The organism is Stenotrophomonas sp. Steno-Z4, assembly GCF_056393145.1.
In genome coordinates this window covers 89,700-103,689 of the sequence record NZ_JBWJPC010000001.1, presented here as the reverse complement: position 1 = coordinate 103,689, position 13,990 = coordinate 89,700, and the positions used below count along the sequence as shown (strand labels likewise).

19 protein-coding genes and 1 tRNA gene are annotated in these 13,990 nt (G+C 64.6%); 12 read left to right on the top strand and 8 right to left on the bottom strand.

The features are described 5' to 3' along the window. The first annotated feature begins 14 nt into the window (after positions 1–14). The 4 genes from AC06E7_RS00535 to AC06E7_RS00520 all read left to right on the top strand — a co-directional run bounded on the left by AC06E7_RS00535 (position 15) and on the right by AC06E7_RS00520 (position 1,041). Positions 15–314, top strand: coding sequence for an integration host factor subunit alpha (locus AC06E7_RS00535; protein WP_005410432.1), 300 nt, complete (start codon positions 15–17; stop codon positions 312–314). Then, positions 295–651, top strand: coding sequence for a MerR family transcriptional regulator (locus AC06E7_RS00530; RefSeq protein WP_068853353.1), 357 nt, complete (start codon positions 295–297; stop codon positions 649–651). The genes AC06E7_RS00535 and AC06E7_RS00530 overlap by 20 nt, the downstream gene beginning before the upstream one ends. 67 nt (positions 652–718) lie before the next feature. Beyond that, positions 719–795: transfer RNA gene (locus AC06E7_RS00525), tRNA-Pro, on the top strand. A gap of 87 nt (positions 796–882) precedes the next feature. Then, a complete protein-coding gene (locus tag AC06E7_RS00520; protein WP_306987993.1) occupies positions 883–1,041 on the top strand; it encodes a GNAT family protein in 159 nt (52 codons plus the stop codon). Positions 1,042–2,406: 1,365 nt separating this feature from the next. On the opposite strand, the gene AC06E7_RS00515 is transcribed toward AC06E7_RS00520, so the two are convergent. Then, on the bottom strand, positions 2,407–2,880 hold the full coding sequence (locus AC06E7_RS00515) for a hypothetical protein (RefSeq protein ID WP_478062433.1): 474 nt from the start codon (positions 2,878–2,880) through the stop codon (positions 2,407–2,409). 508 nt (positions 2,881–3,388) lie between these two features. Here AC06E7_RS00515 and AC06E7_RS00510 point away from each other — a divergent pair. The 3 genes from AC06E7_RS00510 (at position 3,389) to AC06E7_RS00500 (ending at position 5,306) form a co-directional block, all read left to right on the top strand. Beyond that, positions 3,389–3,796: a GNAT family N-acetyltransferase gene (locus tag AC06E7_RS00510; protein WP_478062431.1), complete on the top strand. Its 408-nt coding sequence runs from the start codon at positions 3,389–3,391 to the stop codon at positions 3,794–3,796. A 113-nt stretch (positions 3,797–3,909) separates the two neighbouring features. Next, a complete protein-coding gene (locus AC06E7_RS00505) occupies positions 3,910–4,914 on the top strand; it encodes an HWE histidine kinase domain-containing protein (RefSeq protein WP_478063600.1) in 1,005 nt (334 codons plus the stop codon). Beyond that, positions 4,911–5,306 carry a response regulator gene (locus AC06E7_RS00500; RefSeq protein ID WP_068853346.1) on the top strand — a complete coding sequence of 132 codons (396 nt, stop codon included), beginning with the start codon at positions 4,911–4,913 and terminating at the stop codon, positions 5,304–5,306. The genes AC06E7_RS00505 and AC06E7_RS00500 overlap by 4 nt, the downstream gene beginning before the upstream one ends. A 16-nt stretch (positions 5,307–5,322) precedes the next feature. Here AC06E7_RS00500 and AC06E7_RS00495 read toward each other — a convergent pair whose 3' ends face one another. Next, positions 5,323–5,454, bottom strand: a complete 132-nt coding sequence (locus AC06E7_RS00495; protein WP_255220457.1) for a hypothetical protein — start codon at positions 5,452–5,454, stop codon at positions 5,323–5,325. 283 nt (positions 5,455–5,737) lie between these two features. On the opposite strand from AC06E7_RS00495, the gene AC06E7_RS00490 reads away from it, so the two are divergent. Continuing rightward, positions 5,738–5,911 (top strand): DUF1328 domain-containing protein, encoded by a 174-nt coding sequence (locus tag AC06E7_RS00490; protein ID WP_068853344.1) that lies wholly within the window; start codon positions 5,738–5,740, stop codon positions 5,909–5,911. A 65-nt stretch (positions 5,912–5,976) separates the two neighbouring features. Here AC06E7_RS00490 and AC06E7_RS00485 read toward each other — a convergent pair whose 3' ends face one another. From AC06E7_RS00485 to AC06E7_RS00465, 5 genes are all read right to left on the bottom strand, one after another. After that, complete coding sequence (locus tag AC06E7_RS00485) at positions 5,977–6,747, bottom strand: transporter (RefSeq protein ID WP_478062428.1); 771 nt, start codon at positions 6,745–6,747, stop codon at positions 5,977–5,979. A 74-nt stretch (positions 6,748–6,821) separates the two neighbouring features. Further along, positions 6,822–7,304 (bottom strand): hypothetical protein, encoded by a 483-nt coding sequence (locus tag AC06E7_RS00480; RefSeq protein WP_478062427.1) that lies wholly within the window; start codon positions 7,302–7,304, stop codon positions 6,822–6,824. 97 nt (positions 7,305–7,401) lie between these two features. Beyond that, a complete protein-coding gene (locus AC06E7_RS00475) occupies positions 7,402–7,824 on the bottom strand; it encodes a hypothetical protein (RefSeq protein ID WP_141236189.1) in 423 nt (140 codons plus the stop codon). Next, positions 7,821–8,048 carry a hypothetical protein gene (locus AC06E7_RS00470; protein ID WP_184126552.1) on the bottom strand — a complete coding sequence of 76 codons (228 nt, stop codon included), beginning with the start codon at positions 8,046–8,048 and terminating at the stop codon, positions 7,821–7,823. Before AC06E7_RS00470 ends, AC06E7_RS00475 begins: the two co-directional genes overlap by 4 nt. A gap of 2 nt (positions 8,049–8,050) precedes the next feature. After that, positions 8,051–8,827: a MipA/OmpV family protein gene (locus AC06E7_RS00465; protein ID WP_068853334.1), complete on the bottom strand. Its 777-nt coding sequence runs from the start codon at positions 8,825–8,827 to the stop codon at positions 8,051–8,053. A 116-nt stretch (positions 8,828–8,943) separates the two neighbouring features. On the opposite strand from AC06E7_RS00465, the gene AC06E7_RS00460 reads away from it, so the two are divergent. From AC06E7_RS00460 to AC06E7_RS00445, 4 genes are all read left to right on the top strand, one after another. Continuing rightward, positions 8,944–9,618, top strand: a complete 675-nt coding sequence (locus tag AC06E7_RS00460; protein ID WP_217538902.1) for a response regulator transcription factor — start codon at positions 8,944–8,946, stop codon at positions 9,616–9,618. Then, positions 9,615–10,949, top strand: a complete 1,335-nt coding sequence (locus AC06E7_RS00455) for a sensor histidine kinase (protein WP_249832835.1) — start codon at positions 9,615–9,617, stop codon at positions 10,947–10,949. Before AC06E7_RS00460 ends, AC06E7_RS00455 begins: the two co-directional genes overlap by 4 nt. 110 nt (positions 10,950–11,059) lie before the next feature. After that, on the top strand, positions 11,060–11,263 hold the full coding sequence (locus AC06E7_RS00450) for a hypothetical protein (RefSeq protein WP_068853328.1): 204 nt from the start codon (positions 11,060–11,062) through the stop codon (positions 11,261–11,263). Positions 11,264–11,407: 144 nt separating this feature from the next. Then, positions 11,408–11,953, top strand: coding sequence for a DUF3011 domain-containing protein (locus AC06E7_RS00445; RefSeq protein WP_449324772.1), 546 nt, complete (start codon positions 11,408–11,410; stop codon positions 11,951–11,953). A 30-nt stretch (positions 11,954–11,983) separates the two neighbouring features. Here the strand turns inward: AC06E7_RS00445 and dxs are convergent, their stop codons facing one another. Beyond that, positions 11,984–13,882: a 1-deoxy-D-xylulose-5-phosphate synthase gene (dxs, locus tag AC06E7_RS00440; protein ID WP_068853324.1), complete on the bottom strand. Its 1,899-nt coding sequence runs from the start codon at positions 13,880–13,882 to the stop codon at positions 11,984–11,986. Between the last annotated feature and the right edge of the window lie 108 nt (positions 13,883–13,990).

The window sequence follows — 13,990 nt, the reverse complement described above, 5'->3', positions numbered from 1 at the left end:
GGGGGTAGCAGGCAATGGCATTGACCAAGGCTGAGATGGCCGAAAAGCTGTTCGACGAAGTGGGTCTGAACAAGCGCGAAGCCAAGGAATTTGTCGACGCGTTCTTCGATGTACTGCGTGAAGCGTTGGAACAGGGACGTCAGGTGAAGCTTTCCGGCTTCGGCAACTTCGACCTGCGGCGCAAGAACCAGCGCCCCGGCCGCAACCCGAAGACCGGCGAGGAAATTCCGATTTCCGCCCGTACGGTGGTCACCTTCCGTCCGGGCCAGAAGCTCAAGGAAAGGGTAGAGGCATATGCTGGATCCGGGCAGTAACCGCGAACTTCCGCCGATACCGGCCAAGCGCTACTTCACCATTGGTGAAGTCAGCGAGCTGTGCGATGTAAAGCCGCACGTGCTGCGCTACTGGGAAACCGAATTTCCCAGCCTGGAACCGGCCAAGCGCCGTGGCAACCGCCGCTACTACCAGCGCCACGACGTGCTGATGGTGCGCCAGATCCGCGGCCTGCTCTACGAACAGGGCTACACCATCGGCGGTGCCCGTCTGCGCCTGGAAGGTGCAGGCGCGCGCGACGAATCGGCGCTGAGCAACCAGATCATCAAGCAGACGCGGATGGAGCTGGAAGAAGTGCTCCAGCTGCTGCGTCGCTGAACCATTTTTCGATCAAACCGGTTATACTCGTCGGCCCGCTGAGAGGCGGGGACAACACCAGCAACATCGGGGCGTAGCGCAGCCTGGTAGCGCATCTGCCTGGGGGGCAGAGGGTCGTCGGTTCAAATCCGGCCGTCCCGACCATTGTTGGTGACACGATCAAGGGTTCGCACTTCTGGTGCGGGCCCTTTTTTGTTTGTGCGGTGTTGCATTGTGCGGGAGAAAACCAAGTTGACGATTGAACGTTCGCGGCCCCAGGAGGGCGAACGCGTCATCGAGATCTGCCGCAGTGCCGTCGACGCGACGCATGGTTACCTGGCTCCTGAGGACCGCCTCGCCACCGACGAGATGTTCGTTGACGGCGATATCGAGCGGGCTGGCAATCTATAGTTGGATTTAGATGCGCTTTCAGCTCTGGTCAACGTTCAGAAGCTGTTAGAAAATCAATTTCTATTACATTTCTTGGGCGATGGAATTCCATGAAGAATGACCCTCTTACGATCATTCCGAAGGAGTGCCCCGATGACGCTATCAGGCACGCACCCGTTGGCCGAAAGAAGCAGGGAAGTATGGCCGTGCGGGCAGAGGATATCGCCGAAGCACTGGCCAAAGCGCCTAGCCGCGGGTTCAGCATGAAAAGTGCGCTCGACGCTTTTAGCGACATCCGGCCCAGTCGGAACTGAACTCCACAGAGTGACCCTACGGAACGGGTTTCTCGCGCCAGATCGCAACCGCTTTTGGCGCCCACGCGTGCCGACGACGCTGGCCAGAATTGCTCATGGCAACTTAATGCAGGTATTAATGAACATTAGCGGTGGGTCACACATCCGGTGCGCCTGCGTTGCGCGCCACCCTGATTGGAGGTAGAGTTCCCGACGTTGGTGATGGGCAAAGAGCCGGCGGTGATTGCTTGGTCGATGTTTAAGGCTACATCCGCAGAGGGCCCGGCTACTAAACGACAAGTAGCATTGCAATGATTGCCCAGCTTGGCTGGGATGCTCCGACCCCCCTCCGTGGTGACACGAGAGGCCTGCTAAGGAGATAGCTGCGTCATTGCCGTCCAACACGAAACAAGGCCCCTCACGGGGCCTTTTTCGTTCGTTGCGGACTGACGCGCCCGATTTGAATTCCTTTGCCATCGCGGCAGTAGCCTCCTGACACAACGGAGTAGTGGCTCTCCGGTCGGCTGATGTGTTCAAGGATCACATTGCCTACCCTGAATCTCACTGTCTCCAAGCGCGGTTCCATCTGGTAGAACACCGTGACTGGTCCCGCCAGGCACTCCGCAACGTGCTTTCGCACCGCAAGGAGTGCGACATCGTGGTCCCCGATGTGGTGAAAGTGCGCTTTCCACAGGTGTTCAAATCCGAAACCACGATTAGGGCCACGGTGCGCGCCGTACTTCAGGTAGACGGGACCAGCCGGGAAACGCGGCCCTCGGTGAACCAACATTTCTGGAAGAATCCCGAACACTTCCGAACCGTTGGTAGGGTGTTGGAGTCTTACTTCCTTGTGCCATACCGGATGCTTCACCACAGCTCCATGATTGCCGCACTCGCAACCCCACAATGCGTTCCGGGTGCTTCCTGATCGGATGACCGGAGCCTAGCTAAGCTAGCTAGGCCTAGTCGTGACCGCATAGGCAATTGGACAGATCAGCACGCTGACGCTAGAAGAAGCGACGATGATTGTCGTTTCTCATGCGTACGATGCAGTCATACATGCTCTGGCGTGCCGGACATCGCGTCGAATGCGCTAGTGGGTGCTCGGCGAGTCGTTCTCTTTCATCGGCAAAGGAGCGAGTGGTTCTTCGTCGATGTCCACGATGGCGATCAGCGCGAGGAGGTTCTTTATCGGCATGTCCTCCACCGTGCCAGGGCAGCGTTCCAGCACATCGATCAGCTCAAGCAGTTCGATGATCCTCAGATCGTAGATGCGAAACAGCTTGCGTATGACGCGGAACAGATCATGTCGAGAGGGGTCGTGCTGGCCGATCATGCGTTTGACGAAGTTGCCCGCAGCAGGGGAGCTTCCGCAGCGGGTCTCAGCGAGGGCCTGCATGATCTCGCCGATGGTCAGCGAATCGAGCGGTCGCGTAGTGGCGGCCAGGCGTTTCTCGAGGTCGACCCATGCCGAACTGTTCCATTCCAGCGAGTCGGAGATATCGCCGAAGTAGTGAGCGAGGTGGACGGTGACGCGGGTCGGGGCTGCGAGGTTGTCAGAGTTCATGACTAGTTTCCTTTGCAGTTTGGGGTCCGCCGCCCTAACGCCAATTAGGGTGGCGGACGGTACGCGGTTGGCGTGCCGGGCAAAGGTCCGGTGGGCCCTGGGGCCCCCGCGCACCGCCCGCCGTAGAAGTGGCAGGCAATCGCCCTCGACCGATGCAGCGACGCAAAAAAAGCGCCGTGCATCGGTCGATGGGCGCTGGTGCGCCTTCGCTCGGGACGCCAATCCCGGTCGTCGAATGTTCGACGACGGGGCGATCCTGCGCGTGCCGCTCGAAGGCTGTCAACAGTCTGATTGCGGAATTGTGCACTGGTAAGGAATGCTTGCGCCAGCACGTCGTGAACGGCATTTCTTTCGTTAAAGGCGTACCCATCCAAGGGTTGCTAGATCCGATCTGCGCGATGCCAGCTACCATGCAGATGTCAGTTTCAAACCGATTTCCATGGAGGACACCCCAATGGCAGTGCGACGACTAAGGGCCACAGATCTGGAGCAGGCCAGTGCAGTGTGCATGGCGTCCTTCATGGAGGCGGTGGCGCCGTCGCTGTCGCCGCTGGGGATTGAGACCTTTACCGGCATCGTGTCGATGAACGGATTCGCCGACCGCATGTCCGACGACAACGACATGTTTGTCTTCGAGACCGCAGGGCGGGTTGTCGGGGTGGCCGAGCTGATGGGTGGCCAGCACGTGGCGACGCTGTTCGTGGCGCCGGGGTGGCAGAGGCAGGGGGCTGGGCGGGCGCTGATGGCGGCGCTGCTGGAGTGCGCGCGGGGCGAGGTTGTTACGGTGCGGGCGTCGTTGAGCTCGGTGCCGGTTTATGAGCGGTTGGGGTTCCGGGTCGCGGGGGAGGTGGGGGAGTATCTGGGGCTGGTTTATCAGCCGATGGAATGTGTGCTTGGTGAGGGGCTAGCGGACTAACAGTCCGCTCTACCGGGCGCGTCTGCCGCCTTCGCTCACAAAGCGCTAACGTGATCCCACTTTCACGCGGCCGCCCCTATGCTTCCCCTAAATGAACAGGGCTCTATCCCGTGCTGCAGGAACAGGAAGACAACAGCGCCAAGTGGCGGATCTACGAAGCCCTACTGCAGGCAACCCCGGATCTGTCCTACGTCTTTGACCTGGAGCACCGCTTCATCTACGCCAACAAGGCGCTGCTGAACATGTGGGGCATGAGCTGGGATGAGGCGATGGGCAAGACCTGCCTGGAGATCGGCTACGAGCCTTGGCATGCGGCCATGCACGATGCTGAAATCGATCGGGTGATCGCCACCAGGCAGCCCATCCGCGGTGATGTGCCGTTTCCGCACGCCACCGAGGGCGTGCGCATCTATGACTACATCTTCACCCCGGTGATTGGTCCCGATGGCGAAGTGGAGGCCATTGCCGGCAGTACCCGCGATGTGACCGAGCGCAAGCGCCACGAGCAGCACCTGCAGCTGCTCATCAATGAGCTCAACCACCGGGTCAAGAACTCGCTGGCCATGGTGCAGTCCATCACCCGCCAGACCTTCCGCAACGCGCAGAACATCATCGATGCCGGCGAGAAGATCGAAGAGCGCCTGCTGGCCTTGGCCGGAGCGCACGATGTGCTGACCCGGGAAAACTGGCACAGCGCCGATATCCACGATCTGGTCCAGGCCACTGCCGACCTGCACGGCGAAGGTGGGCAGCGCTTCGATATCCAGGGCGAACCCGTTCGGCTCGATCCCCGCCGTGCCCTGGCGCTGGCCATGGCGCTGCATGAGCTGGGCACCAACGCGGTCAAGCACGGTGCGCTGTCCGGGCCCGATGGCCGTGTGCGGGTGGAGTGGGGGCAGCGTCAGGTCGATGGGGAGGACGTGATCGAACTGGAGTGGCAGGAGCGCGATGGCCCCCCGGTGCAGCCGCCGGCGCAGCGCGGGTTCGGCTCGCGGTTGCTCGAGCGCGGCCTCAAGCATGATCTGGGCGGTGATGTGGAGCTCACGTTCGAGCCCGAAGGCCTGCGTTATCGGGTATCGATACCGCACGGCGATGACGCGGTCCAGGTGCACCTGTGAGCCCGCGCGTCCTGGTAGTCGAAGACGAATCGCTCATCGCGATGCTCGTCGAGGACGGGCTGGAGACGCTGGGCTACGAAGTGGTGGGTCCGGTGGGCACCGTCGATGCCGCGCTGCGGATCGTGGAGCAGACGCCCTTTGACCTGGCGCTGCTGGACATCAATCTGGGCGGGAAGCAGTCGTTCCCGATCGCCGAGGCGCTGGAGTCGCGCGGCATTCCGTACGTGTTCCTGACCGGCTATGACAGATCCAGCCTTCCGCTGGCGTTCCAACATCGGTTCGGGTTGCAGAAGCCGTTCCGGATGTCAGCCTTGCAGCAGGCGCTGGAAAAACTGCAGGGAAGCAAGCGTGGCGGCAACGCGCCTGCCCATCGCCCCACACTGGGCCAGTGATGACGGCGCGGCGAAATCAGCCGACGGCGCGTATCACTTCTTCAATCAGCACGACGTAGCAGGCCACGAAGTAGACCTTCAGCAGGGCGGGATGCTGCTTGGTGACGAATGCGCGCATGGCATTGATGACGTAGTGGGACGTCAGCATTGTGACCAGCCGGTGAAATTGAGGCAACGGTCACACATTCAGTGCGGTGATGAGAGGCTGCGTGAGCGAGCTTAAAAATCAATAACTTGCGATGGCAGGGTCCGAAAAGCTCTTTACCGTTCGTCGGAAAATTCCTACAAGTGCAGCTGAATACGTAGCGGACGTCTTCACATGCGAGGTAGCAATTTCACGCCGTTCACGCGCCCCATTCACTATTGCGGCACGCGCCAATCGCTAGCGTGGAGTCCTGTCAGTCAACCCGCATTCCGGGGAAAGGAACAACATGATCAAGTGGGCCATCATCTTCGCCATCATCGGCCTCATCGCCGGCGCACTCGGCTTTGCCGGCATCGGCGGCGCCGCCATTGGCGTGGCCAAGTTCCTGTTCTGGGCCGGCATCATCATCGCCGTCATCCTGTTCCTGCTGGGCATGACGGTCGCCAAGAAAGTGACCTGACCCCAGGGTCGTAACGTGTAACACCGCCGAAGAAGCCTGCGCAGTAATGCGCAGGCTTTTTTGGTTCACTCGAAATAGAACGAAACGCCCAGCCCCGCCTGTACATCGGGGCTGTTGCTGTCCAGACCGAGGTCGAACGACGCGTCCAGCTGCACGCGTCGGGCCGCCATCCACGTCACGCCTGCACCGGCCACCGAGGTCGAGGATTCGCCGTGGGTGTGGGTGAAACCGGCCTCGATGTAGGTGCTCACGGTGTCGCTCATGGCCAGGCTGAGGCTGGGCGACCAGGTGAACTCGTCCTCGCCCGCGCCGCGCGTGGCATTGGCATACAGCGCGCCGCTCCACTGGTCGTTGAAGGTGTATTCGTAGCTCGCGCCGAGGTTGTACTGGGTGCCGCCTTCGCTGAAGTCGCGTGAGCCGGTATCGAAGCTGGTGCTGGCCAGCAGTGCGACAGCGTGGGTGTCCGAATCGAGGGGAAGGGCGAGCTTCAGCGCCAGGCCGCTGTCGCCTGCGCCACGCGTCGTGGTGGAGGGCGCATTGCGCGGGGCTTCGCGCAGGCGGTTCCAGGGGCTCCCGAACGCCTGCAGTTCCAGGTTGGCGCCCAGGCCCGCGCGCAGCAGCAGGTCGGTGCCGTATTGCGTGGTGCGCGTGCCGTCGTCATCGCGGTCGCGTTCGTAGCTGGGCAGCCCCAGTTCCAGTGCGGCGCCGCCGCGCGGCAGCACCGAGGCGGAGAAACCCAACCCCGGGCGGTCGAACGCCGGTGTTTCCGCATCGTCCTGCTGCGCCCACGCGGGCGCGGCCAGCGCCAGCAACATCACCGCCATCACACCACGCATCGCCACACCTGCTGTTGGGAAACAGCTGCAGCCTAGCGAGGCGCCGGCAACGCGCCGTGAGGATGTCGCGGCGGTCAGTCGGTAGCGCGGCCGTCATCCTGGCCTGCGTCTTTCTCACGGCGAGCATCGTCATCGCTGTCATCCAGGCCTTGCCGCATGTGGCGCTGGCCGGGCAGGTCCGCCGACAGGACGCGTGAGGGTTCGGCGACCAATGGGCTGCGGCTCTGTGCATGCACGCGCGGCAGGAGCGTGCGCGGATCGGGCAGCACCCAGAAACCATTGCTCAGTTCCGGCCGGCGTGCCACCTCGTGGTCCAACGGCGGGGTGGTCTCTTCCTCTTCCGGATCAAACCACTGCGGGTCCTGTCGCCTGCCGCCTTCTTCATGCTCATGGTCGTGCGCGCTGTCGTGGTCGTCCGCGGACGAGGGCGTCATCGCATCCAACGCGTCGGCCGCTTCCTGCCAGCCCGGCGCATCGGCGCAGACCGCCTCGGCGAGCGGGGTGGGCGATTCAATGCGCGGTGGGAGGGGCGGTGGGATATCGGAAGGAACTCGCATGGGCAGTGCGTCCGCTGCGCTGGAAGGGAAACCGGACAGTGATCCCGCCCACGCCGGTTTTCAACGCAACAAGTCGCAAACTGCCCCACCGGGCGGACTACGCCGGGCGGGTCAGCGCCAGCAGGCCTTCCAGCAACCTGGCGGCACGCGGCTGCCCGTCATCGTCGATCGGGCAGGCCATGGACTGCAACCAGAAGCCGTGCGCGGCGCGCCGCGCGGCGGTGAGGCGGTGGTCGTCGCCTTCGCCGGGGTGGCGCAGCAACTGCTCCTGGATCCACCGCTTCAGGGCCTGGGCGATTTCCGGATCCGGCCGTCCGCGCGGCACACCGGCGCCCGGTTCGGGCGGCAGCAGGCACGCACGGAAAATGGCGGTGACATAGGCGCGGGAAAAGCGTCCATGGCGATCCGGATCCTGTTCGATCAGCGCCTGTACGGCCTGGTCGAACGAGACCAGCGCGGCAACCAGCGCCGGTGCATCTGCAGGGTCTTCAGTGCTCAGCATCGGGAAAGGTCGGCTCATGTGAGGGCCTGCGGTAGTTGCGGCGGCGTGGTGCCCGCCCGCGCGAGCACCCCATGCAGCAGTTCAATCACCCGTTCGCCCTGGCCGTTGCAGGCCAGTTCGAAGGTGGTGTGGCCGCCCAGGGCGGCCAGTGGGGCATGCAGGATCCATTGCAGTACCTGGGTGCGGTCCGGCTCGATCTGCAGCGCTACGTTGGCGACACGGCGTACGATCCCTTCGCGCATGGTCAGAATCCGTAAGTGAGCGCCAGCAGCGCGGTATCCATGTGGTCGCCCCGGGTCATCGGGCTGTCCTTCACCGCGCTGGAAAGCAGGGTGCGGCGCAGCGATGCGGTGGCGGTCCAGTGCGCGCCCAGCGGCATCAGCGCGGTGACATCCATGTACGGCGCCACGCCGCTGCCGGCCCTGTAACGGGCCAGGCCGCTGCGCTGCGCTTCCTCGGCACTGATGCCGAAGTAGTAATCGTTGAGCGCGCTGCTGGCATAGTTCACGCCCACGCCGGGAATCAGCACGACCTTGCCGGTTGGAATCGGGTAGGCGTACTTGGCATCGGCCGCCACGCCGCCGCCGTGGCCGCTCACTTCGGCCAGCACGTTGCCCTGCAGCACGCCCCACGGTGCGGTATGGCGCACGGCGGCACCGGCCATCGCCGAGAGGTTGCGGTTGTCGAGCTGGCGCAGCTGCAGGTCATCGGTGTCCTTGCGCTTGAAGCGCATCACGTGCGGCTGGGCCAGCAGCGAGACTTCGGTTTTCTCGTTGTCGAACAGCGTGTAGCCGATGCTGCCGCCGCGGAAATGGAACTTCCTGCCTTCGTAATTGATGACCGGTACGGGCAGCACGTCGGTGTCATAGCCGGCGTAGGGAGATTTCTGCGCTACCACGGCCAATCCCAGGCTGCTGCGGGGTCTTTCGCCGGGGGCGGCCTGGGCCAGCACGCTGCCGCTGGCCAGCAGGCCCAGCAGGGTGATGCCTGCCGTTGCTGCCTTCCGTGAACCGATCTGCATGGGTACTGCTCCTGGGGGACGATCAAACGCCCATGATGTCCCCCGGACATTGTGGGAACGTTGCGCCGGCCAGCGCGGTACCATCGGCGCCCATCACCCCTGTTGCCCGTATTGCCATGCGAATCCTGCTGCTCGAAGACGACCCCGAACTGGCAGGCGCCATCCAGGCCAGCCTGGGCCGGCATGGCATGGTGGTGGACCTGGTGGTGTCGATGGCGCAGGCCGCCGAAGCGCTGAAATCGGGCGTACACCAGGTGCTGCTGCTGGACCGGCAACTGCCCGATGGCGATGGCGCCAATTTCGTGCGGGTGGCACGCAGCCACGTTCCCAACCTGCCGGTGATCATGCTCACCGCGCGCGATTCGGTGGCCGACCGCGTGGTCGGGCTGGATGTGGGCGCCGACGATTACCTGACCAAACCGTTCGCGGTGGAAGAGCTGCTGGCGCGGATCCGCGCGATTTCGCGGCGGCCGGCACAGATCACCCTGCCGGTGCTGGCGCTGGGACGGCTGCAGTTTGATTTCGTGGCACGCCAGGCCAGCGTGGCCGGTGCGCTGCTGGCACTGCCGCGCCGGCAGCTGCTGGTGCTGGAAGCACTTGCGCTGCGCCAGGGCCGCACGGTGGCGCGCGCGGCGCTGCAGGAAGCGGTGTATGGCTTCGATGATGAGATCCAGTCCAACGCGCTCGATGCACACGTTTCCAAGCTGCGCCGCGCGCTGGCCGATGCCGATGCGCAGGTGGAAATCCACGTGATGCGCGGCATTGGCTACCTGCTCAAGGAAACGGCATGAAATTCCTCAAACCCGGCTCGCTGTCCTTCAGCCTGGCCTGGAAGATCTGCCTGATCCAGATGACCATGGTGGCGGTGGGCCTGACCGGCATGGTGTTGATGTACGGCGACCGTGGCGCGGCGTATATCGACTGGAAAACCAGCCAATCGGTGGCCGAGGCGATCCATGTGGAAGGCGACGCGCTGCGCGTGGATTGGGATGCGGTCAACGAGGCGGTACCTGACCGCCCGGCCACGTTCTGGTTTGCCGCCGCCGATGAGCAGGGCCGGACGCTGGAGCAGGGCAACGTACCGGCCGCGTTCCGCCCACTCGTGCAGCAGCTGCAGCACGTGGAGCCCACCGATGTGCGCACGCGCACGCACGGGGTGGAGCTGGCGATGCGGGTGTGGGTGACCGAGCCCGATGGCGGCCGCATCCACGTGATGCTGGGCGGCATTCCGCATCGCGGCCTGTGGCGGCAGATGCTGGTGGTGATCGGCTACCTGGGCGGCTGGATCACCCTGCCGCTGATCGTGATCACGCTGGTGGTGGCGCCGTGGGCAATTCATCGCTCGCTGCGCGGGGTGAACCGGGTGGCGGCGCAGGCCGCGGCGATCCAGATCACCGAACGCGGGCGCGGCCTGGATACCCACGCCGTACCGCGCGAGATCGTACCGCTGGTGGATGCATTCAATGCAGCCGTGCGGCGCATTGGCGAGAGCTACGATGCGCAGGATCGCTTCCTGGTGGGCGCGGCGCATGAGCTGCGCATGCCCATTGCGATCCTGGCCACGCGCATTGCCGACCTGCCGCCGGGGCAGGTGCGTTCGCGCCTGCAGCGCGACCTGGGCCGGCTGAGCAACATCGCCGAACAGCTGCTGGACCTGCAGCGGCTAGATCACCACCGGAGCCAGCACCAGCGCATCGACCTGGCCGCGTTGACCGGCGAGGTCGCCGCCGATGTGGCGCCACTTCTGATCGATGCCGGCTACGAATTCGCAGTGGAGGCACCGGAGGCGCCGGTGTGGGTGCTGGGCGATCCCGATGCGCTGCACCGGGTGATCAGCGGGCTGCTGCAGAACGCCATCGCCCATGGCGGCGGGCGTGGCCTGGTGGTGGTGGAGCTGCAGGCCGGCGGGGTGCTGTCGGTGAGTGACGAGGGCGATGGCGTGCCCGAGCAGGCCCGGCAATCGATCTTCGAACCGTTCCACCGGCTGCGCCCCAGTGGCAGCGGCAGCGGGCTGGGGCTGTACCTGGCGCGCGAGATCATGCTGCGCCACGGCGGCAGCATCGTGGCCGAAGAGGCGGCCAGCGGCGGTGCACGGTTTGTGATGACCTTGCCGGTGGTATAGGGAAAGTGCGGTGCCGGGTATAGGGCGGATACCAATATCAGACTAATCCGATAGTTCGGTATCGGCTTCAGCCGTATGGTGCGGGTCAGGGACAACCCCCGGAGTGCACCATGAACATTACCGTGAAGCACGCTGACCACCGCTGGTGCGTTCTTGACCCCAGCCGCAATGAAGCTGCCGCCTTCGCCGAAGGCGCGGTGGCCTTCGATTTCGCCGACAACCTGGCCCGTGAGCAACACGCGGAAACCGGGCGCAGCGTTGGCGTGCGGGTGGAAGTGGAAGACGCGTTTGTCGATGTGGTCCGCTACGGCTGAGCCCGCCGGAACCGGTCAGCTGCGCGTTGGCTAGTTGAATCGACCCTGAAATGAGCGACCTTCGGCCTATAGGCGGAGGGCCTCGCTTGCCTGATCCTGTGCCTATTCACAAAACGGATCGAGGCAGGCATGAGGAACAACGCGATGGCCAATGGAACGCACAAGTGGGTGTGGGCGCTGCTGCCGGCGCTGCTGGCTGCAGGCGCTGCTGCCCAAGCGCAGCAGTACGACCGTTACCGTGACGATGGCTACAACGATGGCCCGGTGCGCTGCGAATCGATCAAGGGCCGCACCCAGCAGTGCCCGATCGAGGGCCGCGCGCGGCTGGTGCGCCAGCTGTCGGGAACCCAGTGCATCGAGGGCGACAACTGGGGCCAGGCACGCAACGGCGTGTGGGTAACCCGGGGGTGCCGCGCGGAGTTCGTGGCCGAAGGCCGGCGGCCCTCGCATGGCAATGGCAACGGCTGGGGCAACAACGGCGGTGGCTGGGGCAATGGTGGGCGCGGGCAGGTGATCAGCTGCGATTCCAACGACAACCGCATGCGCCGTTGCAACGTCAACATCCGCCGCGAGGCCCGGCTGATCCGCCAGACCTCACGCAGTGCCTGCGTGGAAGGCCGCACCTGGGGCTGGAACCGCGATGGCGTCTGGGTCAACGGCGGTTGCCGCGCGGAATTCGAAATCCGGTAAGGGCGTAACGCTTCCGCGCGGGATTCGGGGTCAGGCGCTCAGCGCCTGGCTGCCCAGATTCGGCCAACGCTTCAACACGGCGGCACGGATACCCGCAGCATCAATCCCCGCTTCGGCCAGCAGGTCTTCGCGGCTGGCATGGTGCTGGAAGCTGTCGGGCAGGCCCAGGTGCAGGAACGGGCGCAGCACGTCTTCTGCATTGAGCAGCTCGGCCACGCCGGACCCGGCGCCACCGGCCACCACGTTGTCTTCGATGGTCACAAAGCCCTGATGGGTCTTGGCCAGCTCCAGCAGCAGCGCACGGTCCAGCGGCTTGATGAAGCGCATGTTGACCACGCTCAGGCCCAGCTCGCGGCCCACCGCTTCGGCCGCCGGCACGGTGCTGCCAAACGCCAGCAGCGCGATGCGGCTGCCCTGCACGCGCAGGTCGGCCTTGCCGATCTCCAGCGTGGACAGGTCGTTGCCGGCGTCCACGCCGGTGCCGCTGCCACGCGGGTAGCGCACGGCGGCCGGGCCGTCGTACTGCAGCCCGGTGCTGAGCATCTGCCTGCATTCGGCCTCGTCGGCCGGGGCCATGACCACCATGTGGGGCACGCAGCGCAGGAAGCTCAGGTCCAGGTTGCCCGCATGGGTGGCGCCGTCCGGGCCAACCACGCCGGCGCGGTCGATGGCGAACAGCACATCCAGCTTCTGAACAGCCACGTCATGCACGAGCTGATCGTAGGCGCGCTGCAGGAACGTGGAGTAGATCGCCACCACCGGCTTGGCGCCCTGGGTGGCCATGCCCGCGGCCAGCGTGACTGCGTGCTGCTCGGCAATGGCCACGTCGTGGTAGCGCTCCGGGTATTCCTTGCTGAAACGCACCAGGCCAGAGCCTTCGCGCATGGCCGGGGTGATGCCCAGCAGGCGCGGTTCGGCGGCGGCGGCATCGCACAGCCAGTCGCTGAACACATCGGTGTAGGTGGGCTTCTTGGCGCCGCCCTTGGCGATCAGGCCCTTGTCCGGGTCGAACGGGCCCACCGCGTGGTAACCGATCTGGTCACCCTCGGCGCGCTCGTAGCCCTTGCCCTTGGTGGTCATCACGTGCAGCAGCTTCAGGCCCTTCAGGCCCTTGAGCGTCTTCAGCGTGGCCACCAGCGCGGGCACGTCGTGGCCATCGATGGGGCCGGTGTAATGGAAGCCCATTTCCTCGAAGAAGGTGGACGGCACGAACATGCCCTTCCAGTGTTCTTCCCAGCGCTTGACGAAGCGCGCCGACGGGGATTTCTTCTTGTCGCCCAGGATCCGCTTGCCGCCTTCGCGCAGCGCATTGAGCGTGCGGCTGCCGGTGGCCCGGCCGAGCATCTTGGTCAGCCCGCCCACGGCTTCGGAGATCGACATGTTGTTGTCGTTGAGGATCACCAGCAGGTTCGGTTCCTGCTCCATGCCACCGGCATGGTTGAGTGCCTCATAGGCCATGCCGGCGGTCATCGCGCCATCGCCGATCACCGCCACCACCTTGCGGTCGTCGCCTTCAAGCTGGCGCGCGATCGCCATGCCCAGCGCGGCCGAGATGGAGGTGGAGGAATGGCCGACCCCGAAGGTGTCGTACTCGCTTTCCTCGCGCTTGGGGAACGGCGCCACGCCGTCCTTCTGCTTGACGGTGTGGATCTCGTCGCGGCGGCCGGTCAGGATCTTGTGCGGGTAGGTCTGGTGGCCCACGTCCCACACCAGCTGGTCGACCGGGGTCTGGTACAGGTAGTGCAGGGCCACCGTGAGTTCGATCACGCCCAGGCCGGCGCCGAAATGGCCGCCACTCTTGCCTACCGATTCGATCAGGTAGGCACGCAGTTCATCCGCGATGGCGGGCAGTTCGGATTCTTCGAACCTGCGCAGGTCATCCGGGTTCTGGATGCGCGACAGGCGGGGATAGCGTGCGGAATCGATCATTTTTATCGCGCTTCTTCTCAAGCGCCTATTTTCGCCCCCAAACCGGGGTGGGGCAAGCAAACCGCTCCGCCGGTGAGCAAAGGGTGAGGGTTTCCTGCGACAACGTGT

What these genes read in the sequence shown, in the direction of transcription:
- AC06E7_RS00535 (WP_005410432.1), top strand. Translation starts at nt 15, where the DNA reads ATGGCATTGACCAAGGCTGAGATGGCCGAAAAGCTGTTCGACGAAGTG.
- AC06E7_RS00530 (WP_068853353.1), top strand. Translation starts at nt 295, where the DNA reads ATGCTGGATCCGGGCAGTAACCGCGAACTTCCGCCGATACCGGCCAAG.
- AC06E7_RS00515 (WP_478062433.1), bottom strand. Translation starts at nt 2,880, where the DNA reads ATGAACTCTGACAACCTCGCAGCCCCGACCCGCGTCACCGTCCACCTC.
- AC06E7_RS00510 (WP_478062431.1), top strand. Translation starts at nt 3,389, where the DNA reads ATGGCGTCCTTCATGGAGGCGGTGGCGCCGTCGCTGTCGCCGCTGGGG.
- AC06E7_RS00495 (WP_255220457.1), bottom strand. Translation starts at nt 5,454, where the DNA reads ATGCTGACGTCCCACTACGTCATCAATGCCATGCGCGCATTCGTCACC.
- AC06E7_RS00490 (WP_068853344.1), top strand. Translation starts at nt 5,738, where the DNA reads ATGATCAAGTGGGCCATCATCTTCGCCATCATCGGCCTCATCGCCGGC.
- AC06E7_RS00485 (WP_478062428.1), bottom strand. Translation starts at nt 6,747, where the DNA reads ATGCGTGGTGTGATGGCGGTGATGTTGCTGGCGCTGGCCGCGCCCGCG.
- AC06E7_RS00480 (WP_478062427.1), bottom strand. Translation starts at nt 7,304, where the DNA reads ATGCGAGTTCCTTCCGATATCCCACCGCCCCTCCCACCGCGCATTGAA.
- AC06E7_RS00475 (WP_141236189.1), bottom strand. Translation starts at nt 7,824, where the DNA reads ATGAGCCGACCTTTCCCGATGCTGAGCACTGAAGACCCTGCAGATGCA.
- AC06E7_RS00470 (WP_184126552.1), bottom strand. Translation starts at nt 8,048, where the DNA reads ATGCGCGAAGGGATCGTACGCCGTGTCGCCAACGTAGCGCTGCAGATC.
- AC06E7_RS00465 (WP_068853334.1), bottom strand. Translation starts at nt 8,827, where the DNA reads ATGCAGATCGGTTCACGGAAGGCAGCAACGGCAGGCATCACCCTGCTG.
- AC06E7_RS00460 (WP_217538902.1), top strand. Translation starts at nt 8,944, where the DNA reads ATGCGAATCCTGCTGCTCGAAGACGACCCCGAACTGGCAGGCGCCATC.
- AC06E7_RS00455 (WP_249832835.1), top strand. Translation starts at nt 9,615, where the DNA reads ATGAAATTCCTCAAACCCGGCTCGCTGTCCTTCAGCCTGGCCTGGAAG.
- AC06E7_RS00450 (WP_068853328.1), top strand. Translation starts at nt 11,060, where the DNA reads ATGAACATTACCGTGAAGCACGCTGACCACCGCTGGTGCGTTCTTGAC.
- AC06E7_RS00445 (WP_449324772.1), top strand. Translation starts at nt 11,408, where the DNA reads ATGGCCAATGGAACGCACAAGTGGGTGTGGGCGCTGCTGCCGGCGCTG.
- dxs (WP_068853324.1), bottom strand. Translation starts at nt 13,882, where the DNA reads ATGATCGATTCCGCACGCTATCCCCGCCTGTCGCGCATCCAGAACCCG.